The following is a 23,615-nucleotide window of genomic DNA, read 5'->3' as shown; positions in this document are numbered from 1 at the left end:
TCGTCCTTGCACAACATCGGTCTTACGCCCCCCTGCAAAGCCCGAAGTGACGTATATCTCCACCTTCGCTGATGGCCGGACCGATGAAGAGATCATTGCCTCGAACATTGAAAACCAGCGCCGCAAAGACGAACTCGCCGCAGAGCAGGCGCAGCGGGAACAAGAGGTGCGCGACATGTACCGCGCGCTTGGCCGCGCGACCGGTATTGATGTTGACGCGATTGATGAACGTCTGGAGCGCGAACGTGCCGAGGAAGAAGCGGCAGCAGCCGCTCGGGCAGCGGGCGCACAAACGAATGATCCGCAGGCGGACAGCGCGGCTGCTCCAGCCGCTCAATGACCAAACCACACGGGGACAGTGACTGGCTGGATGTTGCCGCACGGCTATCGCTGCGTGGTCGCCCGCTGAGCCGCCCCAACCCCAGCGTCGGCTGCGTCCTCGTGAAAGACGGGCGCGTCGTCGGTCGTGGGTGGACCCAAGCTGGCGGACGTCCACATGCAGAAGCCGCCGCCTTAGAAAGTGCAGGCCGATCCAGCGAGGGCGCCACCGCCTATGTCAGCCTGGAACCGTGCGCGCATCAGTCAGAACGCGGGCCAGCCTGCGCTGACCTGTTGGCGGGTAACGGTGTTGCCCGCGCAGTTATTGGACAGCTCGATCCAGACGAACGGACCTCTAGCCAAGGCGTCGCATTGCTACGCCGGGCGGGGATCATGGTGGACGTGATTGACCATCAGGGGTGTGCGGCCAGCCTCGCCGGATATCTGACCCGGCAGCGTCGTGGCCGACCGCATGTGACGCTCAAGTTGGCCCTTTCCCTTGATGGAAAAATTGCGATGGCCAATGGCGAAAGCCAATGGATTACGGGCGAAGCATCCCGGGCGCATGTGCATGCACGCCGCGCAATGAATGATGCGATACTCGTCGGCGGCCAAACCTGGCGCAGCGATGTGCCGCGTCTTGATGTGCGGCTGTCGGGGCTGGAAAATCTATCGCCGCAGCGCGTTGTCCTGACCCGTGGTGTTGCACCCGACGGCGTCAAAATCATCAACCGACCCGATCAGATCAGCCAACTTGAGAACACTCAATATCTGTATGTCGAAGGCGGCGCGCAAACGGCAGCCTCATTCCTGAGGGAAGAGCTGGTGGACCGGCTTGAGATTTACCGCGCACCGATCATTATCGGCGCTGGCCAGGGCGGTGTCGGCGATATTGCGCTGGAGTCTCTGGCAGATGCACATAATCGATGGGCTTGCGTCGAACGCCGTCAACTTGGCAGTGATGTGTTTGAGGCTTATGAGCCGCCCCACGTTTCTGCAGCATCAGGATAGAAGCACCCCATGTTCACTGGCATCATCACCGCAATCGGCACGATCATTAAGGCGGAACAGCGCGATGATATGCGGATCACCGTTGCCTGCCCGTGGGACCCGTACCGGCATCGATATCGGGGCGTCAATATGCTGCTCCGGCGTATGCCTCACGGTTGTTGAACGCGGTGGAATTCCGGGCGATGCCTGGTTTGCGGTTGATGTTTCGGGCGAAACGATCAGCCGAACCGCCACCCATCAGTGGCAAGAGGGCCGGAAACTCAATCTCGAACCGGCTCTCAAGCTGGGCGATGAACTTGGCGGCCATTTGGTGACCGGTCATGTTGATGCTGTTGGCGAAGTCACTTTGACCGACGACATCGGCGGTTCGACCCGGCTGGATATTCGTGCGCCCAAAGACATTGCGCCGTACATCGCTGAAAAAGGGTCGGTAACCGTTCAGGGGGTGTCACTCACCGTCAATAGCGTCATCGATCACCGCAATGATGACGCCAACATGTGCAATGATGGCGATAACATGGACAACGGTGATTGCACATTCAGCCTCAACATTATCCCGCATACTGGTGAGGTAACGACACTCGGCAAGCTGTCACAAGGCGACCACGTTAATCTCGAAATCGATGTCCTGGCCCGATATCTCAAACGCATGCGGGATTTGCAGCAGGTCTGATTACCGGCTTAGGCCGCGCAGAGCGGCCCGTTTTCGAAATTATCTTTCGTTATCTCGTAAACGAGATGAAGCACGCGTTTGCCCTGATACTTGGCGAGCTCAGTCCGCCGAGTTCGCTCAGCACCAATGTTTTCAAGCGCTTGCCGCGAACGATAATTCGTTTCGCCGACCAGAAAGTCGACCCGATCCACATTGTCAAAGGCGTGTTTGAGCATCAGGCGTTTCATTGTGTGGTTCGTGCCTTTGCCCCAGTAATTGCGCGCTAGAAAAGTCCAGCCAATCTCGACCGATCCACCATCTTCTGGATCGTACGCCTGAGTATCGCGATGAGCCAATCACGGCGTCTTGAGCGGTATCAATGACGACCAATGCGCCGCCTTTGACCAATGCATCATCGAAAAATTCGCGAAACACATCATCACGCCAGCGATCATGCATCGGGTGTTGTTCCCAAATCGCGGGATCAGATGCCACTGCATAAAGCGCCTGCCAATCCTCTGGCGTTAACGGCTTTAGCAACAGCCCTTCTGCCTCAAGGATCGGTTGTCTGTTCATGCGCCCGTTACGTCAGCCAATGCGGCGATGAATTTCGGGATATTCCCGTCATACAGTCCGGCAATGTTGATCCGGCCAGAGCCGGCCATGTAAATTGCATGGTCTTCTCGCAGGGTCTGAATCTGATCCTTGCTCAATGGCAGCATCGCAAACAGACCGTTTTGATTGGCCAGCGACGCAAGGCCTAGCCCTCGCGCTTCATTGTCTGCCGTCGCGAGGCGCGCGCGCACATCGCGCATCCGCTCACGCATGCTGGTCACTTCATCCAGCCACAATTTGGTGAGGCCCGAATCCCTTAGGATTACGCGCACCGCCGCACCGCCGTGATCAGGCGGCATTGACCAGCTTGCACGAGCCAAAGCGTTCGCATTGGATGCCACTGAATCGAGCTGATCGGGACGCTCAGTCATCATATAGAGTGCGCCAACTCGGTCGCGATACATACCAAAGTTCTTGTCGCAACTATAGGCAATCAGCGCTTGTGGCACCGCGTCCAAGACAGTGCGAACACCCGCTGCATCTTCCTCCATACCAAGCCCCAGACCCTGATAGGCGATGTCGAGCAATGGCAGTGCAGGTGAGTTCGCGAGGGCATTTGCAATCTCAGTCCATTGATCAGCTGTATAATCAATGCCGGTCGGATTGTGGCAGCAGCCATGGAGCAGCACCACATCGTTGGCGGTTGCAGTGCTGATGGCACCCAGAACTGCCTCAATATCCGCGTCGCCTTCACCTGTTGCATGGGCGAATGGCGCGATCTCTAAATCCAAATCTGCGAAAATCTGCGCATGATTGGGCCAGCTCGGCGTACCCATGTGAACGCGGGTCGCGCCTGACTCCTTGGCGAGTGCCGCCGCGAGCCGAACTGCCCCGGTCCCACCTGGCGTCTGCATTCCCTGAATCCGCCCGCCCTTCGTCGCATCCGGGCCGAAGACGTAAGGAGCCATCGCGTTGACAAAACCCATGTCACCTTCTGGCCCGAGATAGGACTTGCTGTCCTGCGTATCGACCAAACGCTGTTCCGCGCCCTTGATCGCCGCAAAAACAGGCGTGTCGCCCTCACCCGTCCGATAGACGCCTACTCCCAGATCAATCTTGTCGGATCGATCATCGGCGGCATACAGTTTGATCAGCGCCAGCAGCGCATCGGGGGCTTGTTGTTGAAGGTTCTGAAGCATGAGCGCGCCATGCAACCAGCGCGCCTCACTCGCAATAGAAAATTGACTTAACGCCGCGCTATTCGCGCTTTCCCGATGCTATCAAAACGGCAGCCAGCGCTGCTTCTTGGAAAAGCGCATATAACCTGCGTTGACACCCAGACGCAGACCTGCCCCGACACGAATAGGGATCAAGACAACATCGCCCTTACGCAAATAGCTCGCGGTCATGCCGCCCACGACATACGCCTGTCCTTCGCCAGCGGGATAGCGTTCATAAAGCTCTTCGCTATCATAGAGGTTGTAGACGAGGACAAAGGTACTGCCCGCATTGGCCCCCGCGTCAAACCCGATTGAGGGCCCCGTCCAGTATACCGGACGCTCACCCTCTACCTTGTGGAACATCGTGCCCGAGCCATAACGCGCGCCGACTACGAAAGCGCCGCCAGCCTCACGACCAACGATATACGCGTTCGGCTCACCCTGCTTGGCCAACAGGTTCTGGATCATCGTTGCAACGCCCTTGGCTCCTTTGCCAAAAACGCCCTCAGCAGCGCCGATCAGATCATCCTCGCGATAGGTCGTCGCGTTCTCGTCTACGGCGACGGTTTCTGTGGTCGAAGGTGCGCCAGCTTGTTCTGAGTCAGTCTCATCCAGCCAATCGGGCGTGATTGTCTCAGGCGGAGCACCTTCTGGCGGTGTCTGAGAATAGACAACTGCCGGCTCATCCTGAACCGCTGTTGATCCAGCTTCACTGGGCAAAGGTTCCAGATCGCCATCGATCGCCATGTCTGGATCAACGGTTTCGACCTGCGCAGCGACCGGGCTGGTTGCCAAACCAAAGGCCCCAACCGTCAGCGCAAGAATGCGCAGCGGCGCAAAACCAAAAAATGAATGAGCGGTTGCCATAGTAAGCCTTTCGATGCGCCAGACGCTTTGTCGGTCTTCAGAATCCTCATTGTCGCGGTCCGCAATGAGCGAACGATGAACCGAATCGAAAATACGGCAGAGCGAGTCATTCAGGGTGGTTTGGTGACGGTGCCGATCTCACCACCGTAGATAAAACGCTGCTCACACCCCCTTGATGGCACAGATAGAGCGAGCTATAGGCCCGCCTCTCGCGCGGAAACGCGCCTTCCGGAGACGTGGGTGAGTGGCTGAAACCAGTTCCCTGCTAAGGAACCATACCTAATACGGGTATCGAGGGTTCGAATCCCTCCGTCTCCGCCATTTTCCAAATTTTTCCTTATTTTCCGGTATTTTGAGTAATTACAATTGCTTGAAATTGCCAACTGTAACACAAACCTGTAACACACGGGCATGGGCGAAGTGGGGAAACCAAGCGGGCTTACAAAGCGGAAAAACGGCGTTTGGTACTTTCGGAAGCGATGGCCGAAACGCTACCTGCAAGACGGCGAGAGCCGCTCCGATTTTGTGCGATCCACTAACACCAGCGATTACGATGAAGCGATTTCACGGGTGGTCACCCTGCAATTGGAGGCAGAGCGCTATTTCCAAACGGAAAGCAGCAAGACGGTTCAGAGCGGCATAGTTCCGACCAGCAACCCTATTCCTCGCCCAACCAGCACCAAGCTCGCCATTCTCCAGCCGATAGAAGCCGAGCGGCTCGTTCAAAAGTTCTTCTCCGAAGCGATGCGGCAGATCGACATCAATCCTGTCGCCGCCTCCGAGATGTTGCCGAACGAGGCAGCTGATTATCGAGATGAGCTCAACGAAGAACGCGGACTGCTTACCGGCGCGAACGATCCACGCGATGCTGTCCCGACTGGCGACCTTGAGAACCGTCTATTGCATGAAAACGGCTATCGCTGTGAGTGGAGTAGCGAGGCAGGACAACTTCTTCGCGAACATCTGCGCCGCGCAGCAATCCAACTTTTGGACATCCGGCGAGCGAGATTTGATGGCGATTTCTCTGATCGCATAACCGACAGTCTTTTTGAGAAAAGGCCGCTCGGCCAGACAGATGGCGTCGGCATTGAAGCCATTTCCTTGGGCAAGGCAATCGATGAGTTTCGCCAAAGGCTCGTCGCAAAGCGTGAGCAAGGCAAGCATCAGCCTAAAACAACAGACCGCTACTTGCGTGAGCTAGAGCACATAGAGAAATTCTTCGGCTCCAATCGTGCGATGCATTCCATTCGCCTCAGGGAATGTGAGGACTTTCAAGATGTCTTTTCCCGCCTTCCAACGAATTTCCAAATCGGGCTTCGTAAGACCAATAAGGACTATCGAGAATTAGCCGACCATGCGGACGCAAAGGGCATGGTGAGCCTTCAATGGAACACGCAAGAGAAGTATCTCGCCCAGCTTCAACGCTTCATGGAATGGGCATCAAAACGTGAATATGTAATCCGGAATTATGCCGACGACCTCAGTCCTGCTGGGCGAAAGCCGCAGGGATCAGTCGCCAAGCTCCCCTTCGAGAATGATGAGCTACAAAGGTTCTTTGATCGACCACTTTATACCGGGAGTGTCGATGACGCTTTTGGCTTTCACAAGCCGGGACCAAACATTGTTCGGCGTGCGCGCTATTGGTTGCCATTGATTGGGTTGTTCGCAGGCATGCGTAGCGGCGAAATTCTTCAACTCACGCCTGATCACTTCAGGGTCTCACCAGAGGGAAACGATTTCATCATTTTGACGCCCGATATGAAGCTCAAGAGTGAAAACGCTCAGCGAGAAATTCCTGTGCATCCATTCCTGCAACACATCGGCTTGATTGAATGGGTTCAGCGGACGGGGATCGCCAACCAAACTTTGTTCCCCGAAATCCACGAAGACAAATTTGGCAATGCCAGTTCGGTATTCTCAAAACGCTTTCGCAAAGACCTTGAGAAACTGGAATTAGGCGACCGCAGAAAGAAACTGAGTTTTCATTCCTTCCGTCACACCTTCAAGCGCGCACTCGACCGAGCAAATGTTCCTGAGCACGACATGGAGGAGTTGTGCGGTTGGTCACGTGAGGGAAGGACATCGCGCCGCTATGGAGTAGGATTGGAGGCCGACCGGCTGAAGGGGCAAATCCTCAAGGTCAAATATGGCATCGAGATTGAGCACCTCGCCAGTCATCGCCTGCTATGATTTTCACGCGTCGTGGGCCTACCAAACATGTACGAAGCCCAGCATTCTGGGACTTTGAGCGAAAACTGACACTAACAATGAGGGTATGGGACAAAGGCCTGAGAATGTGCTGTAGTCCTAGGTTAGCATCGGGTTGCAGCCGCCAGACTAGCGCCCTGGACATCTTAACTGTTTCCGTTGTAAAGACCGCCCGTGCCGAAGTTTATTGATCTTTTTGCGGGATGTGGTGGGCTTTCTCTTGGCCTTCACAATGCTGGCTTTGATTGCGAGTTCGCGATTGAGCAGCATCCGGATGCTTTCGCGACTTATAGCAACAACCTTCTCGACGGTCGAAGGTATCATTGCGACTGGCCAGAATGGCTGGAAAAACGACCGCACGACATAACTTCACTGGTCGAAGACCATGAAAGTGACCTCAAGCAATTGCATGGACAAGTCGATTTGGTGGCAGGCGGCCCACCGTGTCAGGGCTTTTCCATGAATGGGAGGCGCGACCCGGACGATCCGCGAAGTCAGATGGTTGAGGCTTATCTCCGGACAGTGGAACTCGTGCAGCCTCGGCTGGTGCTACTTGAGAATGTTCGCGGTTTCACTTCGATGCCCCACGCCGATGGCGGAAATTACGATGAAGCTGCGAAGGCTCGATTGGCAAGTTTAGGATACGACGTTTGGTCTGATGTGCTTATCGCAACTGACTACGGAGTGCCGCAGAAACGACCACGCTTTATTCTGATTGCAGCCATTGCCAGCAGCTTGCCGGGCATTGATCCCATGAGCAGGTTGAAGACGTCAAGGAAGCGCTTCCTCACTGACAAGGGAATTGATCATGTGCCTGTATCGGCAAGCGAGGCACTCTCGGATTTTGTTCTTAGAGGATCAAAGCCGCGACCAGACCCAGAATGGGGCGAGCGCGGATATGGAGCATTGTCGCGTGGTGAGGCCGATAGCAGTTTCCAGAAGCTGATGAGGGCTGGCCAGTCTGGGCAACCCTCAGACTGTCGACTGGCTCGGCATACCGACAAGACTGTCGCCCGTTTTTCCAAGATACTCGAAACTTGTCCTCGTGGAAGAAGCCTTTCACCCAAAGATCGCCTACGTCTTGGGATTGGAAAGCGCTCTACCACTCCACTTCATGAAGATATGCCTGCGCCAACCGTGACGACCTTGCCGGACGACATCATCCACTACTCTGATCCCAGATCACTGACAGTGCGAGAGTTAGCCCGTTTGCAGTCATTCCCCGATTGGTTCGCTTTTAGCGGCCCCTACACTACTGGCGGGGAGCGCCGAAAATCGGCCTGCCCACGCTTTACGCAGATCGGAAATGCAGTCCCCCCGCTGCTTGCGGAAGCTATTGGTCAGGTCCTCTTGGGCCTACTCGACGATCAACAGCCTGCGGAGGTCGGTAACGTGTCCAAGTATTCTACCGAAGTCGGACCGAAAACGTATGAAGTCCGTGCGAGTTAACGGATTTGCATTTTTGCGAGGGACTTGGAAGCCATCCTCGGTGCGCTCCTCCTTGCCATGCGCAAGGGCGTTTCGGCGATACAGCAGTCCTTTTCTATAGTTGGATTTCAAGGATCGCAGAAGATCGCGAACTTCGTCTGAACCATTCTCAGATCGTGCCAATCTATCGGCCTCAATATAAAGAGCAACACTAGGCATCTTTTCAAGCAGATCGTCTAGGCTTTTGATCGACTTAACCTCGTCTAACCACTCCATGGTGCTCTTCTCTGAGTTCGAGATCATGGTGGTCATGATCTCCTCGGCCTTCTTTTCGTCAGCTCCAAAATGCAAGATGATATCTCGAAAATGTTCATCGCAACTGGCGACAGTTTGCGACGCAAGTCCCCTCATTGCATTCAGGCGATTGAGGGCGGGGGACAAATTCTGAACCAGTTCGTGAACTCGGTTTACAAGCCGATCTCGATGCACACAATAAACGCCTTCAATCTGCGCATCGAACATCAACTGACGAAGTTCGCTCTCGTCGCGGCCACTGTAAAACAGGAGAGGTGTCGAGTTGAATTGTCTCCGCACGTCTTTGGCCAGTTCATCGCCTCGCGTCTCGCCCAATTGAAGATCGAGAAGGATCAATTCATAGTCATAGAAATCTGACTGCCTCTTCGCGAATGCGGCAATATCCTCTGGCGTTTCTATACGATCAATGCGTGGCTCGAACCCTCCGTCGCGTATTGCATCCTGAACACCATTGACCAATGCATCACTCGCTTGGTCTTCGATCCAACATACATTGAAGGTCAGGTTCATTTTGATCGCTCCGGTAGCAGCATGACTAGATCGACGCGTCCGGTTTCGCGTGAGGGGTCCAGCGATAACCCGCCGCCCATCGCCTCTAAAACCTTGCGAGAGTGGTAAAGCCCCAATCCAGTGCCTTCGGGTGTAGAGGAGTAGCCTTTATCAAATATCTTAGAGGGATCGATTTCGTCTTCATCGATCCCACGGCCATCGTCGGAGATCAAAACCTCGATGCGCCCTTTGATTAAGGACTTTCTTGCACTCATTGACATCATTCTCGCGCCATGTTTGCGCGCATTGTCGAGGAGATTGTCGACCACTACCACAAGATCGACCGGACGGAACTCGGTGTCGAGTTCAAGCTCGTTCGCTTCAAACCGAACAGTTGAAGTAGCGTCACGCTCACTGCGGACTTGATTTACATACTCGTCGAGGAATGCGACTGCATCACCGGCCAGTCTGTCGGTTTCAAGATCAAATCGGGCGTTGGAAGCAAATCTGGCAACCGCGATTAGCCGGTCATTTTCGAGATGGATGTAGTCCAGATCGTCTGCCACCTTCTTCGTTCGTGATCGAATTGAAGCCGCTGCGTCACCCAGATCATCGTCATCGCCTCCAATTTCGATTTCGCTTGCCGCAGCGATTATGGCATTCGCGCCCTTCAATGATCTATCTATCGCAGCACTGATGTTACCGGAATAGATCATCACCTGATGCAGGAGCAGCGTCATCTGCTCGACAGTCATATCCTGCGTTGAGGCTAGATACTGCGTTTGCAACTCAAGTTGCTTGAGGCGAGCGTCCGTTCGCGCTTTCGCCGCTAGGGCTTCTCGTGCTGCTTCGGCAGCTTCGGCCTCTGCTTCTTCAAGTTCCTTTATTCGCGCTTTTGCGTTTTCGACGCGCCGCAGAAGCGCCTCGTCCCCCTGATTTTCGGCGATAGTAGTGAGTGCTTTGATTGCGCCATCGACAGTCCGCAAATCATCGTCGAAGATGTCGACAAGGTCAGGATCGTAATATTCCAGTTGGAGGTCGCTTGTAGCCGCGAGACTAGCGATGATCTGGGCAACTCGGCCTTTGGTTTCCCCAAACTCTAGACCACTTGCATCGTCTCGGTCTTTGTCTGCCTTATCCTTCCACGTCACACCAACAACATATCGTTCCAGCCTGACGATGGCTTTTCTCAAGATTGCTTCATAGAGATCACGTGAGTGCGCGTCCTCGATCAATCCAGCGTCACGGCTTGACGCTTCACGGAACATCCGGGGGCGGGCTGTAATGTCGATCCTACCCATGATATCACGTGTTCCGAGATACCGTGATGTGCCCTGCTGTTTCCTTCTATTGAGGCCGAGCGTGTCATCGGTCTCTTCGCCAATCGGAAAGACGCGGAAACCATTAAGGAACAAAAAAACGCTGCCAAACTTAACTGGTTGCACACCCATTCGTCTGGTGAAAGTGTTCTTGGCACTTCGATTAAGAAAGAACACTTCGATTTCGACCTTGGCCGTCTTGAGGCCTTCGTATTCATTTTCTTCTGTGATCACGTAAATTAAGCGATCTCGGTCTACCAATGACGTTCGTATCTCGTCGTCGGTGATAGTCACGTCGATCCGAGTGGTCTTCTCCGTTAGCAACTCTCTCAAGTCATTGCCCACAGGGCCTTCGAGTTCACGCAGGGTGGCCTTGTCGAAGTCGGAGTTCTTGATTGTGATATGGACTGGGGTGTCCTTCGTTGTTCCAAATGGGTCGATCAGCTTTTCAAGGTACCTCTTAAGTTTTTCAATGTGATCGGCGTTCCAGACTGCGCGCAGGTTCTTTATGCGCAACACCGTTCCGGATTTTTTGGGTAGCTTGACGGGTGCTTTTTCTGGAAAGTCATCGACTGATTGAAGGTTCACACCTATCTTCTGGAACAATTTCTTGCTGTCCTGCTCGAAACTGTCCCACTTCACATCGAGGCGCTGCGTGGTCTTGTCTACTTGCGTCCGTGAGAAAAGCGCAAGTTCCTCACCGAGTGTATCGCATGAAAAACGCCCAATACCCTTGCTACCTGCGTATCGTCCAGGAGCTTTGATTTGGTCGCGATAGTCGGCAGCCTCGGCATCATCCTCTGACCCATCAGCTTTTGCCGAGTAGGCGACGAATAGCCAACGGTCGGTTATACCGCGTTCGTCCATGCCCTTTCCATTGTCGACAATCCAGAGTTCGTTTCTTGCCAAGTCAAAGGCGATGTCTACGCGCTTCGCATTCGCATCAAATGAGTTTTTAACCAGTTCAAAGACCGCGACAAACTCATTTGTGACGAGATCGCGCCCGATAATATCTTTAAGGTAAGAACTTACCCGGAAGTGTTTTGTCGTCGTCATGTTTGACATGAGATAACGGTTGGTCGAGCAATTGCATAGTCATGTGGCGTCTGGCCATCGTGACAGCAACCTAGATGTCGGGAGGGTTTATGAGCAAAGCACTTAGTGACTGGGCGAGAACGGAAAGACAGTTCATCCAAGACGAACTCAAATGGTTCAGTGGCGGCGCACGCCTTATTTCTCCAAGTGGCGACGACATCACATCGCAAAAGATGGAAGAATTGAAGGCACGATTGGAGCATGTGATCATGGCCCTCGGCGAGGGATCGTCTAGCTGAAGTTTGCTCTAGTGGGAGTGTGGACAATTAGTGCTAAGGCTTCTCGCATAGGTCTCTCAAAATGCTGCAGAACATTTTCTTGCAAAGTGATGACCCTATTGAGAAGCGCAATTGGAATAGGAGTTAGGCCTGAAATGGCGAAGAAGCCCCGTCCCGGTCCAAAAATAGAGCACATAGTTCACCTACTTGAACCGAGTATCAACAGTGGCTTCATGAGAGGGCAGTTGGTGATAGAGGGCTTGCTTGTCCGTCGTCATGACATTTGGCACAGACTGAGAGTTGATCGTTTGGAGGACTGGCCTCGTCTGTTGGTTTCAGTTTAGGCGGCTAGCTTGCGGTGAAGCAAGCGGCGATGTTTTAGCGTCTTTTGTTTGATCCTTTCTCTTCGCTTGATGATGGCTGCGGCTCTACCGAAGTAGACGTCGGCAGGTGTGACGTTGTCGAGGCTCTCGTGATAGCGCTGATGGTTGTAATGCTCGACGAACGCTTTGATTTGGTTTTCTAGATCGCCTGGCAGGAAGTAGTTCTCCAGCAGAACACGGTTCTTGAGCGTCTGATGCCAGCGCTCGATCTTGCCTTGGGTCTGCGGATGGAAGGGCGCGCTTCGCACGTGATCCATCTTCTTGGCGCTGATGTAATCAGCCAGCTCTCCAGCGATGTAACAGGGACCGTTGTCCGATAGCAGGCGCGGCTTATGCAGCACATTGGCATGGCTACAGTCTGAAGCAGTAAGAGCCATATCGAGGGTCTCAGTGACGTCTTCGGCTCGCATGGTGGTGCACAGCTTCCAGCTGATGATGTAGCGCGAGTAATCATCGAGCACGGTGGAGAGGTACATCCAGCCCCACCCGATGATCTTGAAGTAGGTGAAGTCCGTCTGCCACATCTCGTTCGGTCGCATGGTTTGCGTGTGGAACTGGTCTGCCGCCTTGATCACCGTGTAAGCAGGACTGGTGATCAGATCATGAGCCCTCAGAAGTCGGTAAACGGTCGCTTCAGAGACGAAGTAGCGCTTCTCATCAGTGAAGCGCACCGCAAGTTCACGCGGACTGAGCTCGCTATGCTCCAGCGCCATATCAACGATCTGGTCCTGCACTTCGGGCGCAATGCGGTTCCATACCCTGCTTGGCGTTGAGGGACGATCCTTGAGCGCCTCAGGCCCGCCTTCTAGGTAGCGGTCATACCAGCGGTAGAAGGTCCGCCGCGCCACGCCGAGCTGATCCAGCGTGCGCTTGGCAGGCAGATGTGACTGCTCGACCAGCTTGATGATCTCCAGCTTCTCAGATGCAGGGTATCTCATGCGTCGTCTCCCCCAAGCCCGGTCATGCTTTTTTTGAGCAACCGGTTCTCCAGGGTCAGATCAGCAACACACTCCTTCAGATCACGCGCCTCATTACGCAGATCCTTCACCTCATCCGTGGTCGCAGCACGGGCTGTATCGCCAGCAAGACGGCGTTTACCCGCTTCCATGAATTCCTTCGACCAGGTGTAATACAGGCTTTGCGCGATCCCTTCACGGCGGCACAGCTCAGCAATGCTATCATCGCCGCGCAGACCTTCCAATACGATCCTGATCTTGTCTTCGGCTGAGAAGTGCCGCCGCGTCCGACGGCGGATGTCCTTCACAACCTGCTCCGCAGGTTGCTTCGACTTCGACTTTTTGGTTCTCATCTTCGTTCCTTCGTCACTACGACGAGAACCAAAACTCTCCTAAACTTCAACCGCTAATCTGTGCCATAGGTGCTGACGGGGAACAGGTGATAGAGGGCTTGCTGTTGGTCATATTGAGACACAACCTTACCGATCCCGATGTTATTGATTTAGACCGTACCAACTATTCCCGACTGTGTGGTCTCTGTCGCGCAATCGATTTGCTTGATAGCGACATGCATGCGCTGCTCAAACGTATCGGCAATATCAGGAATAAGATGGCGCATCAGCTCGACTACCGACTGGCCTTTGATGACGCGTTTGCACTAGCCAAAACGGCAGCGGGAGCGGGCGTGGTTTTCTCGGACGACACCATACACACTGACAAGGATAGATCGGAGGAATGGTATGGTGTTGAAGGCATTGTGCAGGAAGTTTTTCAGAGCCTCTCTCAAGACTTAGTATTTCAATTCGACCCGACCTTGGACGGTATTTTTTCGGACTTTCATTGAGGTCTGAACGAAGAGGACTTTCGTCACGTCGTGATGCTTAGTCTAGCAACCGACCGACCGTGACACCGAGCGCATTGGCAATCCGCTCGACTACATCAATCGATGGATTACGCGCACCTCGCTCAAGATCGCTGGCGTAGGTCCGATGGATGCCGCACTCAGCCGCTAGGCTTTCCTGCGACCAGTCGCGCTCATTCCTCAGTTCTTTGAGGTTTTTTGCAAGGCGAAGACGGATATCCATCGCCTTGACTTCAAGCAGGTGTCGCCTATCGGTCTACAGACGATGAGTAACATCAAAAAAGTAATTGATCGTTCGGTGAGCCACATGAGAAACCCGATCCACATTGTGGCGATCTGCGCCGGAGCCTTCTGGTTGACGCCAGCCCATGGTCAGTCCGGTGACTATGTTGAGTTCGGTGAGGTTGCCTCCGACTTTTCCCGGACAATCACATCCATCAAAAGCTGTAAGAGCATGGGCTTCAGAGTTGCGGACCATTCCGGCATACCAAAAGAACTCACCGACCGAGCATTTCGCGAGGCAGTCAGGTTGAGAGTGGACCGATCAACTGCAGAAGCACTCATGCTTAAAGCACTTGAGCGCGAAAAAAGCGACATGGGCTTGATGGCATCAGTTCCAGAACACGCTGACACAGTTGAGGAAATCGAAGTCTATTTTCGTGAGTTTGTTGGCTTCTGGGATGCCAGATGTCGGTCAATCGCCAGAGCCAACCTAGGATCAGACTATGTTTCGGTGTCGGGCAATGAAGCCGAAGTTCAAGCCGCACTGGTACGGGATGCTATCGCCGGGTCTTGACCAATCCCGGTGCTCAGCCGCAGAAATGTTCGTCTGCAACAGCGTGTCGGTTGACATAAAAACTGAGCATTTCCCGTGACTTAGACACCATTTTCTGTCATTCTTCAGCGAAGAAATTGACGGGGAAACAGTATGTTAGTTGGCTATTGCCGGACGAGCACAACAGAGCAGATCGCGGGCTTTGAGAAACAGATTGAGTTAATTGGTGCAACGGGTTGCACGAAAATATTCAAAGAACAAATCTCCAGCGTTGCCCGCCGCGATGAACTTGAGGCGGCGCTAGATTTTGTCCGAGATGGCGATACGTTGATCGTTACGCGGCTTGATCGACTGGCGCGCTCAACACGTCACTTTCTGGAAATTATCGACAGACTGGATGCCAAGGGCGTGGCGCTAAGAATACTCGATTTTGGCGGATCATCGGTTGATAGCCAAAGCGCAACCGGGCGCATGATGCTGACGATGTTTAGCGCCTTCGCAGAATTTGAGCGCAGCTTGCTTCTGGAACGCCAACGTGCAGGTATTGCGAGAGCTAAGGCAGAAGGACGTTATAAAGGCCGTGCGCCAACAGCGCGTGCGAAGACCCCAGAGATACTTCGCCTGCGCTCAGAGGGCCATACGCCCGCTCAGATCGCCGAACTGACCGGCGTCTCCAAGTCATCGGCATATCGCATTCTAGCAGAGGTTCGATAGTGCAACGGGGAGCACTGGATTTTGGCGAGCAGTTCGCAATTCTCACCGGGATAATCGAAGATGCGCATTCCATCGCTGTTGAGGGTCAGGCGCATGGGCTGGCGACAGACGAGTATCTCGTTCTCGTCGGGCAGTTGCAACGCGTCGTAAGAAAAATTGGAGATCGCGCCGCCAAAATCGAGCAGGTGTTGTGATGGCAAAAACCGCAAAAGGCTCAAAAAAACTAATGCGGCACAAATCTATGAAAGCATTGATCTATTCGGCAATTTTGAGGGTAACTAAATGAGCTTTTCAGGCGACTTGTTTGGTCATGTGGCAAAGCCCAAACGCAAACCTTGGCAACGGCCTTACAATGGTTGGGACTGGCCATCTCGATGTGCCGTTACCCCTATCCAGAATAAGGCCGTGCGCGAAGGCAGGCTGGTTCGACCAATTGTTTGCTCCATATGCGGACACACCAAACCTGACGATCCCAGAGGCGCTGGCTACATCTTTATGCACACCGAGCGGTATGATCGTCCGCTCGACCTCTATCCAGCATGCAAGCGTTGTCACGCCGCGCTGCATGCGCGCTTCGATGATCCGGCCCGGTGGCTATTAGTAGCGAAAGCAAATTGGCGTGAAGGAGCTTGGTTCACACTTCTGGCCATGGACCCGCAAAGCCAATTCCAGCCCTTCGAGGTGACCTACCCAAGCGGCTTCCCGGATGCCTTCGCCTGAAGAAATCAATGGCCTCTCTATAGAGATGCGCTAAGCAAAACACGGGCAATCAAACAGGGAGGCACGGCAGTTGGCTATTGGGCCACGTCGCTACATACAACGTGCACCATATCGAGGGCGCAATGACCTCCGTTCACTAGAGCGAGGTGGTCATCCATCAATTGGCGAGGTTGGTGTTGATGCACTAAAGCTAAAGATAACGGCATTTTGCAGACCAACTGAGAATAGCAATCAACATGCCGCTACGGAATACTTTAACAGTTTTCCTGAGGGTGTGGGCATGGAGCTGGCGCATTGGTTCCCTGCTCCACGAGACCCTCTGCAGGCACGAACCCAGCACATGGCAACTAGGCCCAACAGGGAACGCGGACTGATCCAAACGCTCGGCCATGTCGATACTCGAGTAAATCCGGTAAGGCGAGGCATTGGATTGAAAGTCACGATTGAGATTGACGGCAATCCGACGCGAACGCTCGCTCACCTATTGAAGCGCTTCGCTTCAGTCCAGCCCGCCAACTTCACGGACGCAATATCGACCCTTTCGCCAGTTGAGTTTTTCGCGCCAGCCGAAAACGTTTCGATGTCCCTAGATGGCAGAACAAACTGGATCGAAGACCGAAGTGCATTGGTAGAGCGCCTTGGCAATGATCCTTACTCAATGTTTCTGCCTGTCTACCTCGCGGCCATTTTGAGGTTCGCTGAAATCGCCGTCAGCTCTGGATTTGCTCCGCAGTTTGTGTCCGACGGTGAGGTGCGTGTCTTGAGACAAGATGGTATTGAGGTAACAATCGACACCGCCCAAATCAGTATCCCGCAGTCCGAGGTCTACGTGGAACGGTATCACGGTCGAGCGGTAGCTGGGATGCGCGAAGCAGCCTTGCGAGCAATTGATCAATTGAGCGATCTAGAGAGCACACTGTTCCTTGGACATGAGGGCCAGTCGCCATCTGAGGATCGCTCTTCGGTCGCTAGAAGGGCGGGAAGTCTTCAGCTCACAACCAGCCTGCCTCACAATACAAATCTGGCGATCTACCCAAAATCCAACAAGCGTTTGCGATTTGAGCTTAGGCGCAAAAAGCAATTTAGCTGGGGAGATAGAGCGTTACGTTTTGCTGCGCCAATGGAGCGTGTTCTGTCGCGCATCAACCAAGATCGCTCAAGATGGATTGAGGGTGGAAGTAGCCTGAGATGGGAGAACGTGTTCGCGCTGTTTGCAGAGCCATCTCGGCCCCACATTGGTGATATTGCGGAGCTTCTCGCCATCGTGGCCGAGGTCGCAACCCGGCACGGCGCGCCCGTCGAAATGCTTGTCCGCAAACTTGTTCAAGATGGCGGTATAGCCCGCGACGAGATCGATGGTGTTAGCCAGAGCACCCTTGCGGCTTTGGAACGGGCCGGTGTCTTGGATCGAGTGCTGATCGCAAGCAGGAGCGGCAATCGGACAGCCCCGAGATACTCTCTTCGCGACCATTGGCTCACAGCGGCGCAGGAAATGGCGTTGCTGCACGCTACTAGGGATGACGAGACCGATGGATGAAATGGAACTCAAGTACGCTGCACGCGATGGCAAGTCAGTTATTCTGAGTTGGGACGATTATCAGACCACAATGACGGTCTGGACAGGTCTGAAGCCACGACAAAAAATTGGTCAGATTGTTTTTCAGCTGAGGGAAGATGCTTTTGGCGGCGAATACCTCCACGTTATAAGTATGGATTTTAGTGGGCCGAACGGCACCAAGTCCTACCTAAGAATAGGCATTGGCGAAGCCGTAATTCGCTACATCAATGAGGAATGCGGTTACCATGTCACCTTCTCACCAATCGATGGGCAAGGGCGTCCTGATGGCAGCCATGTGACAGGAGTAGGTGTGCCTTTCGCCCACAAAATGGTCAGTTTGGGTCTGGCGACATTCGCAGATTAGACCCAGCTAAAGATAAGCAGTGAATGCGCTCGGAGGCGAATGGATTTGCAACGCTGTTGCAGCAAATTGAGGTTTTTCGAGCCTGTAACACACGGGTGTTGCACAGAGTGGCAACCCATGATTATTATACAATCGAAAACAGGTGCTTATTTGGAATTGGCTGGCTCTCCCTCCGTCTCCGCCATACATTTCGGGTCTGCCGCCGCGCTTCTTAGGGTCGGCGATAACATACCCCTTTCGTTTTTCGGGCAGATCTGGGTCTCACGGCACCCCTCTCAGTGTGTTCGCTAACATCGAAATACTCGGCCCACTCAAAGGCCTTAAAGACTGCTCAGCGATAGCGAAGCTAGCTAGCCTTTACATTTGACCAACTCGTCACGGGTTCGTCACAAATTGAAGGCAATCCACCTTTGAATTCAGGGGTTGGCTGCATGTCTGTCATAAACATTCTGCTTACACATCCGGATGCAAACAGCTTTGCGCCGTTCGCTCATGAAGAAGCGGTATTCACCTTCACGAAGATCAGTTCGAGCGGCTTCGATGGTCTGATTGAGGGGCCAGTTTGGATCTTCATCGATTGGGTGATGGAGGATATGGCTGGGTTGGAGCTGTGCCGGAGGTTTCGCGCCGATCCGATAACCGCGAACGCCCACATCACGATGGTTCTGGAAGATGAGGACCTTGCTTCGCGCAAACGCGCTTTAGATGCCGGTGCAGATGACTACATGACCGGGCCGGTCGATAGACATATTATATTGGATCGCATCTTCGCATTAAAGCCCTCACTTTCAGATCCCTATGCTGCAGATCGTCTGGAGTACGGACAGTTGACGATCAATCTGACCGCGTATCGGGCCTATTGGCATGAAACCGCTATCGAGGTTAGCTCCAATGAGTTCCGCCTGCTTCGGTTCCTTGCTGAAAACTCCAACAAGACGTTGTCGCGCCAAGAAATTCTGGCGGGATTGAGGAAAAATGAAGAGAAAATCGACGAGCGCACCGTTGACGTTTGCATTGGCCGTTTGCGCAAGGGGTTAAAGGCGGCTGGTGCAGGTAACCCCTTACGGACTGTCCGCTCAATAGGCTATGTTTTCGATCTGTGATGAATCGGGTGGGGCGGCACATTCACCTCGCAATCCAGCTTGCATTCGCGTCAAAACTTCATGGTGAGGCCCAGCGAAAATGATGTGCCGACATCGAAACTGTTGATCTCTATGCGGTTGTCACCCACTTCCTGAAATTCAAAGTTGCCACGCCCGAAGATATTGCGAGCCTCTGCCTTCAATTCCAGTGGTAGCGAGAAGATGTTAAGCTCTTGGCGCGCGACCAAGTCGAATGTCAGCCCGGGGTCTTCGACAATATCGGGCAATCCAGCGGTGCCGCGGCGGGTTACGCGTTCGCTCGCATAGCTAAGCAAGAACGTGAGCTGCTGAAGCTTGTCCTGATCTTCAATGCCGAACTGAACGTTGACCAGATGATCAGACTGGCCAGTGAGCGGATCGCCGTTATTAAAGAAAAGGTCCGCGTCACTTTCAATCGCTCCGACCCCGGCAGTGAAAATCCGCGTAACATCGCCATCAATGACCTTTAGCTCTGACTGCGTGTAAGTGTAGTTCGTAACAAGGATCAGCTCCTTGCTCTCAAACCAGCCCGTGGCGCCCCAATCAAAAAGCGGCTTCGTCCATTGGAACTCGAACTCTCCACCCAGCAGCTCAGCCTTCGGCGCATTCGCAAAGCGCGTAGTAAAGCTCGTATCCGCACCAATGGAAACATAAGGCTCGATCGGATTGTCGATCTCTTTGTAGAAACCAGCGATTGATACACGGTTGCTTCTGCCGAAATAATACTCGCCGCGTATCTCCGCGTTGAGCAGTTCTGAATCGAGCAATGCCGGATTGCCAATATACAGCCGCTGATTTTCTGGGTCAGTGTAAGGCTGGAAAATCAGCTCGCGAAACTGCGGTCGGGCAATCGTTTTGGACGCACTAGCCCGCAATTGCAGGGCGTCGGTCACTTCCCAGGTCACCGTTGCCCCCGGCAGAAAATAATCATTATCGAGCGCTGTCGTTGCCAGTGAAACAAAGGGGTTTTCGAAACGGCTTACTGTCTGCACGGATTGTGCGGCGTCTTCGTAGCGAACGCCCAATTCGATGCCCAATCCAAACGCTGGGGTAATGTTGGCCTTGGCATACCCAGCCTGAATTTCCAGATCAGCGGCAAAAGCGGGGTCACTTTGCGTTGGTTCAGTCAGACCAATGCCAAAGAATTCGATGACTGCGTCACCCAGCAGCAAATCAGGCCGCAGAGCACCGACGCCCGGTGGAATGTTGTCTCCATCAATCAGGAATTCTCGGCGTTCAGAATCGCGGTTTGTATCAGTATACGCGTATCCGATTGTCGTGGTGAGCCAGTCGGTCAAAGGATAGCTGACATCAATCCCTGCGTAAAACAGCTCTTCCTTGAGAGTTGAAAAAGCAACCGATGCACTGCCGCGCTGGCGATCCAGCACGTTGATAAAGATGTCACCCGTTTCCTGATTTTCCTGATTGGTCCGCACATAAACGAACTCATACTCATACGGGGCCTCGCGCTGCGTCTGCGCAAAACCGCCGCGCAGGTCGACAGAAAGCTCGCCAAATTCAAACTCGCCGACGAGCTGGGTGTCAATCAGCTGGCGTTCATACCAGCCAGTGTTCTGCGTGATCAGGCTGTCTTCATCAAGCAGCAACTCTCCAAAGCCAAGGCCTGACTGCTTCAATGTGTCGCGGATGAAGAGGTTGGTCCATCGGATTTTCTGCTCGCCAAACTCCAAGCCTATTCCGAGCAGGGCATTCGCCAAAATGCGGTTATCCGTGACGAAGTTTTGCGACTCCCGGTCCAGCTGCAGATCGGTGGTAAACGGGTTCTGCGCAGTAATGACTTTGGTGCGCAGCTTGTTGCTGAGGGAAGCTGTCGCAATAATGCCGAGCCGGCCATCCTCACCAATATCGAAAGCCGTGCCAGTGGTAATCCCGCCGGAAAAGTTTGGCCGCGTGCTGCCCACTTCTTGAAGTAAAACAAGGTTGGGATTCCCCAACTGCTGCACGATCGCGCCTTGTTCCGCGGTCGTCAGATCGCCAATGCGGCGACCACTCGCGAAGAATTCCTGCAGAGCGGGAGGCACATCACGTGTGCCGTCGTCAAAGCCTGACCAGTCCCAATCAGAACCGAAATAGTCCAGTCCATTACTGAAAGTCGTCTCTGTATCGCCACTAACACTCAGGCTGATATCCAGGAAGCTCTCATCGGGCACCGCGCGCGTGGTTAAGTTGATAACGCCGCCACCAAATTCTCCTGGAAAATTCGCAGAGTAGCTCTTTTGAACCAAGGAGGAGGCAACGACATTGGTTGGAAAGATATCGAGAGGCACCACCCGACTAAGCGGCTGTGGCGATGGTAGCGGGAGGCCGTTCAGGAGTGCCAGCGAGTAGCGATCACCCAGACCGCGTACAAACACGTTACCATTACCGACCACGGCTAGGCCCGTGGTTCGCCCCAAAGCACCGGCGATATCCCCCTCACCAGTTCGCGCAATCTGTTCCTGCGACAGAACTGATATGACTTGAGTAGAGCTGCGAGTTACATCTCTGTTGCGCCGACCAGTAACAATGATGGCCCCACCGGGGACCGAAATCTCGGGGTCTTCGATAGGCTCATCGTCTGGGTTGACTTGCTCATCCACTGCTGTCGCATCGGAAGCGGGCGGGTCGACGATTTCACTATCCTGAGCATAGCCAACTGCTGGAAATGTGAGAGCGGTGGTAAGCGTTAGCAGCCCAACCAACTGCTTGCCGGTTTTCATATGCGAAGACCCTTTCATAGAGGCCTGGAAGAAAGTCAGGGATTGTGCAGTGGAACGACCGGCGGGAGAGATGCTGGCCGCTCCACTACGGTCGGGGGTTACTGGTAAACCGGCAGCGAAGTGCAGGCGCCGGTATTGTTGCCGAAGGCGATCGTCGCAGAATCGCAAGTCCACCCTTCAAAGCGCGTATCACCGGCTCTGGCCGCACCAACGAACCCGGCATTGTCGAAGAAGGCGGAAACGGCGGTTGGATCGAAGGCAACCAGGGCATCTTCGTTGGCCCCATTGATGTATGTCATCGTCAGAGTGTTGGTGAACATGGCATTGTTGTTCGAACCGCTGTCGAAGATCGCCTGCGTTTGGGCAGCGGTGATCCCGCTGCTGCCGTCACGGAACGCGGTGGCGCAATCTAGCGCGACCGATTCAAATCGTGGCGGCCCGACATCGTCAAGACCAGCATCAGCAGCGCGCACTGTCTCAGGAAGATCAATTCGCAAGCAAGGCGTACCATTAGAGGAGTTGTCAAAGATGACTGTGTTGAACAGCGAGTAGTCTGTTCCCCCGCGGATCCGCACAACCTGATCGTCATTTCTGCGCTGAATGAAGGTTGCGTTGGAAATCAGCGTATTCTGGCGCGGTGTATTGTCGACCAGCGTATTGTTGCTGTCCGCCTCGATAATCGTGTCACCGACATCAGGACGTTGCACCGCGACAACATATTGCAGAGTGGCCTTCACGCCGGTGTCTGTGTCGAGCGAGTCGTCCTCTGCACCGACAACCACCAGCCCTTTCATATTGACCACGCCGCCAAAGAATTCGACGCCGTCATCCGCGCTGTTGAACGACATGATGTTTTCAAAAGTTGTTCCTGAACCCACGCCACCAGTGGTTAGCGCCTGAAGTTCGTCGCCATTGGCGAGCACCGTACCAGAGTAACGGAGCTGAACGTTCTGGACTGAGCCGGAACTGTCAGCAGGATCATTGCCACCATAACGCGGCGGAGTGGTGGTACCTTCAACCTCACGCTCGCAATCTGCGGTTCCCGGCGTCGCCGCATTCGAAAGGCAATCTGTGACCGGTGCCCGCCCGTTCAGGATAAGACCACCCCAATCACCCGACGAATCATCGGTATTCTCGCCCCGGATATTCTGTTGGCTGGTGAAGATGATCGGGCGCGCCGCCGTACCGTTAGCCTGAATTTCGTTCCCGCGATTTACGTTCAGATATGACCCGTCAAGGCCCGCCAGAATGACCCCTGGTTCAATTGTCAAAACAACGTTGGTGTCATCCAGCCCATCGGAATTGTCAGCGGTGGGACCGCCGTCGGAGCCAACATCCACCTGCCCATCGATCAGATAGATCACTGCGGCGTTTGTCGCAGAGAATTGCAACTGTGACGAACGATTAAACCGGGCGGGCAATTGGCACAGTCGATACGATCCCGTTGGACCAGAGATCGTGCCGCGATCAGCCAAGCCCTGAGGGTCCGCGATAAAAGGGCAATCAGCAGCTGCGGTCGCAGTGGTCGCAGGTGGTGTCGGGGTGGGCGTACCACCGCCTCCTCCGCCGCCGCCATTATTGATAGTGATGTTTCCGCCTGTGCCAGGCGAGACGATTTCATCTGCCCCGCAACCGGCGAGCGCGAACAGGCTTACGCCAAGGATAAGAGTGCGGTTGAGTGTTTTCACAGCGAGCGGTCCCCTAGAAAATCCGAGATCGATTATTGTTTGGCGCCAGTGCGCGCCTC

At 54.1% G+C, this 23,615-nt stretch carries 23 protein-coding genes, 1 tRNA gene and 1 pseudogene; 15 read left to right on the top strand and 10 right to left on the bottom strand.

Annotation, left to right across the window (positions count from 1 at the left end):
- The first annotated feature begins 46 nt into the window (after positions 1-46).
- The 3 genes and pseudogenes from ACZ1GM_RS03735 (at position 47) to ACZ1GM_RS03725 (ending at position 2,002) form a co-directional block, all read left to right on the top strand.
- Entirely contained in the window at positions 47-340 is a 294-nt protein-coding gene (locus ACZ1GM_RS03735; RefSeq protein ID WP_472677819.1) for a hypothetical protein, read from the top strand.
- On the top strand, positions 337-1,329 hold the full coding sequence (ribD, locus tag ACZ1GM_RS03730; protein WP_472677818.1) for a bifunctional diaminohydroxyphosphoribosylaminopyrimidine deaminase/5-amino-6-(5-phosphoribosylamino)uracil reductase RibD: 993 nt from the start codon (positions 337-339) through the stop codon (positions 1,327-1,329). Before ACZ1GM_RS03735 ends, ribD begins: the two co-directional genes overlap by 4 nt.
- A 9-nt stretch (positions 1,330-1,338) precedes the next feature.
- Positions 1,339-2,002 (top strand): annotated as a pseudogene (locus tag ACZ1GM_RS03725) (riboflavin synthase).
- Positions 2,003-2,010: 8 nt separating this feature from the next.
- Here ACZ1GM_RS03725 and ACZ1GM_RS03720 read toward each other — a convergent pair.
- From ACZ1GM_RS03720 to ACZ1GM_RS03705, 4 genes are all read right to left on the bottom strand, one after another.
- Positions 2,011-2,283: a GNAT family N-acetyltransferase gene (locus ACZ1GM_RS03720; RefSeq protein WP_472678621.1), complete on the bottom strand. Its 273-nt coding sequence runs from the start codon at positions 2,281-2,283 to the stop codon at positions 2,011-2,013.
- On the bottom strand, positions 2,198-2,557 hold the full coding sequence (locus ACZ1GM_RS03715) for a GNAT family N-acetyltransferase (protein ID WP_472677817.1): 360 nt from the start codon (positions 2,555-2,557) through the stop codon (positions 2,198-2,200). The genes ACZ1GM_RS03720 and ACZ1GM_RS03715 overlap by 86 nt, the downstream gene beginning before the upstream one ends.
- Positions 2,554-3,735: an amino acid aminotransferase gene (locus ACZ1GM_RS03710; protein ID WP_472677816.1), complete on the bottom strand. Its 1,182-nt coding sequence runs from the start codon at positions 3,733-3,735 to the stop codon at positions 2,554-2,556. Before ACZ1GM_RS03710 ends, ACZ1GM_RS03715 begins: the two co-directional genes overlap by 4 nt.
- Before the next feature lie 81 nt (positions 3,736-3,816).
- Positions 3,817-4,623, bottom strand: a complete 807-nt coding sequence (locus ACZ1GM_RS03705) for a DUF1134 domain-containing protein (protein ID WP_472677815.1) — start codon at positions 4,621-4,623, stop codon at positions 3,817-3,819.
- 230 nt (positions 4,624-4,853) lie between these two features.
- Between ACZ1GM_RS03705 and ACZ1GM_RS03700 the strand changes: the two genes are divergently transcribed.
- The 3 genes from ACZ1GM_RS03700 (at position 4,854) to ACZ1GM_RS03690 (ending at position 8,280) form a co-directional block, all read left to right on the top strand.
- Positions 4,854-4,944, top strand: a tRNA-Ser gene (locus ACZ1GM_RS03700).
- Positions 4,945-5,034: 90 nt separating this feature from the next.
- On the top strand, positions 5,035-6,813 hold the full coding sequence (locus tag ACZ1GM_RS03695; protein ID WP_472677814.1) for a tyrosine-type recombinase/integrase: 1,779 nt from the start codon (positions 5,035-5,037) through the stop codon (positions 6,811-6,813).
- A gap of 192 nt (positions 6,814-7,005) precedes the next feature.
- Positions 7,006-8,280: a DNA cytosine methyltransferase gene (locus ACZ1GM_RS03690; RefSeq protein WP_472677813.1), complete on the top strand. Its 1,275-nt coding sequence runs from the start codon at positions 7,006-7,008 to the stop codon at positions 8,278-8,280.
- On the opposite strand, the gene ACZ1GM_RS03685 is transcribed toward ACZ1GM_RS03690, so the two are convergent.
- Complete coding sequence (locus ACZ1GM_RS03685) at positions 8,188-9,084, bottom strand: response regulator transcription factor (protein WP_472677812.1); 897 nt, start codon at positions 9,082-9,084, stop codon at positions 8,188-8,190. The genes ACZ1GM_RS03690 and ACZ1GM_RS03685 overlap by 93 nt on opposite strands.
- A complete protein-coding gene (locus ACZ1GM_RS03680) occupies positions 9,081-11,447 on the bottom strand; it encodes an ATP-binding protein (protein WP_472677811.1) in 2,367 nt (788 codons plus the stop codon). The genes ACZ1GM_RS03685 and ACZ1GM_RS03680 overlap by 4 nt, the downstream gene beginning before the upstream one ends.
- 80 nt (positions 11,448-11,527) lie before the next feature.
- Between ACZ1GM_RS03680 and ACZ1GM_RS03675 the strand changes: the two genes are divergently transcribed.
- Positions 11,528-11,716 carry a hypothetical protein gene (locus ACZ1GM_RS03675; RefSeq protein WP_472677810.1) on the top strand — a complete coding sequence of 63 codons (189 nt, stop codon included), beginning with the start codon at positions 11,528-11,530 and terminating at the stop codon, positions 11,714-11,716.
- A gap of 319 nt (positions 11,717-12,035) precedes the next feature.
- On the opposite strand, the gene ACZ1GM_RS03670 is transcribed toward ACZ1GM_RS03675, so the two are convergent.
- Positions 12,036-13,387, bottom strand: a protein-coding gene (locus tag ACZ1GM_RS03670) for an IS3 family transposase (RefSeq protein ID WP_472676197.1) whose coding sequence is annotated in 2 segments (ribosomal slippage) — positions 12,036-13,051 and positions 13,051-13,387 — 1,353 coding nt in all. Because the reading frame shifts where the segments join, the coding sequence is not laid out codon by codon here.
- An 86-nt stretch (positions 13,388-13,473) separates the two neighbouring features.
- Between ACZ1GM_RS03670 and ACZ1GM_RS03665 the strand changes: the two genes are divergently transcribed.
- Positions 13,474-13,878, top strand: coding sequence for a hypothetical protein (locus ACZ1GM_RS03665; RefSeq protein WP_472677809.1), 405 nt, complete (start codon positions 13,474-13,476; stop codon positions 13,876-13,878).
- A gap of 37 nt (positions 13,879-13,915) precedes the next feature.
- Here the strand turns inward: ACZ1GM_RS03665 and ACZ1GM_RS03660 are convergent, their stop codons facing one another.
- A complete protein-coding gene (locus ACZ1GM_RS03660; RefSeq protein ID WP_472677808.1) occupies positions 13,916-14,119 on the bottom strand; it encodes a helix-turn-helix domain-containing protein in 204 nt (67 codons plus the stop codon).
- Positions 14,120-14,161: 42 nt separating this feature from the next.
- Here ACZ1GM_RS03660 and ACZ1GM_RS03655 point away from each other — a divergent pair, with 42 nt between their 5' ends.
- The 7 genes from ACZ1GM_RS03655 (at position 14,162) to ACZ1GM_RS03625 (ending at position 19,130) form a co-directional block, all read left to right on the top strand.
- Positions 14,162-14,692 (top strand): hypothetical protein, encoded by a 531-nt coding sequence (locus ACZ1GM_RS03655; RefSeq protein WP_472677807.1) that lies wholly within the window; start codon positions 14,162-14,164, stop codon positions 14,690-14,692.
- A 132-nt stretch (positions 14,693-14,824) separates the two neighbouring features.
- Positions 14,825-15,385: a recombinase family protein gene (locus ACZ1GM_RS03650; RefSeq protein WP_472677806.1), complete on the top strand. Its 561-nt coding sequence runs from the start codon at positions 14,825-14,827 to the stop codon at positions 15,383-15,385.
- Positions 15,385-15,579: a hypothetical protein gene (locus tag ACZ1GM_RS03645; RefSeq protein ID WP_472677805.1), complete on the top strand. Its 195-nt coding sequence runs from the start codon at positions 15,385-15,387 to the stop codon at positions 15,577-15,579. The genes ACZ1GM_RS03650 and ACZ1GM_RS03645 overlap by 1 nt, the downstream gene beginning before the upstream one ends.
- 88 nt (positions 15,580-15,667) lie before the next feature.
- Positions 15,668-16,105, top strand: a complete 438-nt coding sequence (locus tag ACZ1GM_RS03640) for a hypothetical protein (protein ID WP_472677804.1) — start codon at positions 15,668-15,670, stop codon at positions 16,103-16,105.
- A gap of 340 nt (positions 16,106-16,445) precedes the next feature.
- Positions 16,446-17,642, top strand: coding sequence for a hypothetical protein (locus ACZ1GM_RS03635; protein WP_472677803.1), 1,197 nt, complete (start codon positions 16,446-16,448; stop codon positions 17,640-17,642).
- A 1-nt stretch (position 17,643) separates the two neighbouring features.
- A complete protein-coding gene (locus tag ACZ1GM_RS03630; RefSeq protein ID WP_472677802.1) occupies positions 17,644-18,027 on the top strand; it encodes a hypothetical protein in 384 nt (127 codons plus the stop codon).
- A gap of 431 nt (positions 18,028-18,458) precedes the next feature.
- A complete protein-coding gene (locus ACZ1GM_RS03625; protein WP_472677801.1) occupies positions 18,459-19,130 on the top strand; it encodes a response regulator transcription factor in 672 nt (223 codons plus the stop codon).
- A gap of 50 nt (positions 19,131-19,180) precedes the next feature.
- On the opposite strand, the gene ACZ1GM_RS03620 is transcribed toward ACZ1GM_RS03625, so the two are convergent.
- Together ACZ1GM_RS03620 and ACZ1GM_RS03615 are read right to left on the bottom strand one after the other, a co-directional pair.
- Entirely contained in the window at positions 19,181-21,868 is a 2,688-nt protein-coding gene (locus ACZ1GM_RS03620) for a TonB-dependent receptor domain-containing protein (RefSeq protein WP_472677800.1), read from the bottom strand.
- Between the two features lie 98 nt (positions 21,869-21,966).
- Entirely contained in the window at positions 21,967-23,556 is a 1,590-nt protein-coding gene (locus ACZ1GM_RS03615) for a hypothetical protein (protein ID WP_472677799.1), read from the bottom strand.
- Between the last annotated feature and the right edge of the window lie 59 nt (positions 23,557-23,615).

The organism is Qipengyuania sp. JB2-7 (assembly GCF_055693485.1).
Note: the sequence above shows the minus strand (reverse complement) of the source record. Positions and strands in the feature narration are given on the sequence as shown.

Bases quoted from the DNA above. Each gene is read 5' to 3' on its own strand.
- ACZ1GM_RS03640 (WP_472677804.1), top strand. From the start codon at position 15,668: ATGAGCTTTTCAGGCGACTTGTTTGGTCATGTGGCAAAGCCCAAACGC.
- ACZ1GM_RS03625 (WP_472677801.1), top strand. From the start codon at position 18,459: ATGTCTGTCATAAACATTCTGCTTACACATCCGGATGCAAACAGCTTT.
- ACZ1GM_RS03695 (WP_472677814.1), top strand. From the start codon at position 5,035: ATGGGCGAAGTGGGGAAACCAAGCGGGCTTACAAAGCGGAAAAACGGC.
- ACZ1GM_RS03635 (WP_472677803.1), top strand. From the start codon at position 16,446: ATGGCAACTAGGCCCAACAGGGAACGCGGACTGATCCAAACGCTCGGC.
- ACZ1GM_RS03680 (WP_472677811.1), bottom strand. From the start codon at position 11,447: ATGTCAAACATGACGACGACAAAACACTTCCGGGTAAGTTCTTACCTT.
- ACZ1GM_RS03620 (WP_472677800.1), bottom strand. From the start codon at position 21,868: ATGAAAACCGGCAAGCAGTTGGTTGGGCTGCTAACGCTTACCACCGCT.
- ACZ1GM_RS03710 (WP_472677816.1), bottom strand. From the start codon at position 3,735: ATGCTTCAGAACCTTCAACAACAAGCCCCCGATGCGCTGCTGGCGCTG.
- ACZ1GM_RS03650 (WP_472677806.1), top strand. From the start codon at position 14,825: ATGTTAGTTGGCTATTGCCGGACGAGCACAACAGAGCAGATCGCGGGC.
- ACZ1GM_RS03660 (WP_472677808.1), bottom strand. From the start codon at position 14,119: ATGGATATCCGTCTTCGCCTTGCAAAAAACCTCAAAGAACTGAGGAAT.
- ACZ1GM_RS03630 (WP_472677802.1), top strand. From the start codon at position 17,644: ATGGAACTCAAGTACGCTGCACGCGATGGCAAGTCAGTTATTCTGAGT.
- ACZ1GM_RS03675 (WP_472677810.1), top strand. From the start codon at position 11,528: ATGAGCAAAGCACTTAGTGACTGGGCGAGAACGGAAAGACAGTTCATC.
- ACZ1GM_RS03685 (WP_472677812.1), bottom strand. From the start codon at position 9,084: ATGAACCTGACCTTCAATGTATGTTGGATCGAAGACCAAGCGAGTGAT.
- ACZ1GM_RS03705 (WP_472677815.1), bottom strand. From the start codon at position 4,623: ATGGCAACCGCTCATTCATTTTTTGGTTTTGCGCCGCTGCGCATTCTT.
- ribD (WP_472677818.1), top strand. From the start codon at position 337: ATGACCAAACCACACGGGGACAGTGACTGGCTGGATGTTGCCGCACGG.
- ACZ1GM_RS03655 (WP_472677807.1), top strand. From the start codon at position 14,162: ATGAGTAACATCAAAAAAGTAATTGATCGTTCGGTGAGCCACATGAGA.
- ACZ1GM_RS03715 (WP_472677817.1), bottom strand. From the start codon at position 2,557: ATGAACAGACAACCGATCCTTGAGGCAGAAGGGCTGTTGCTAAAGCCG.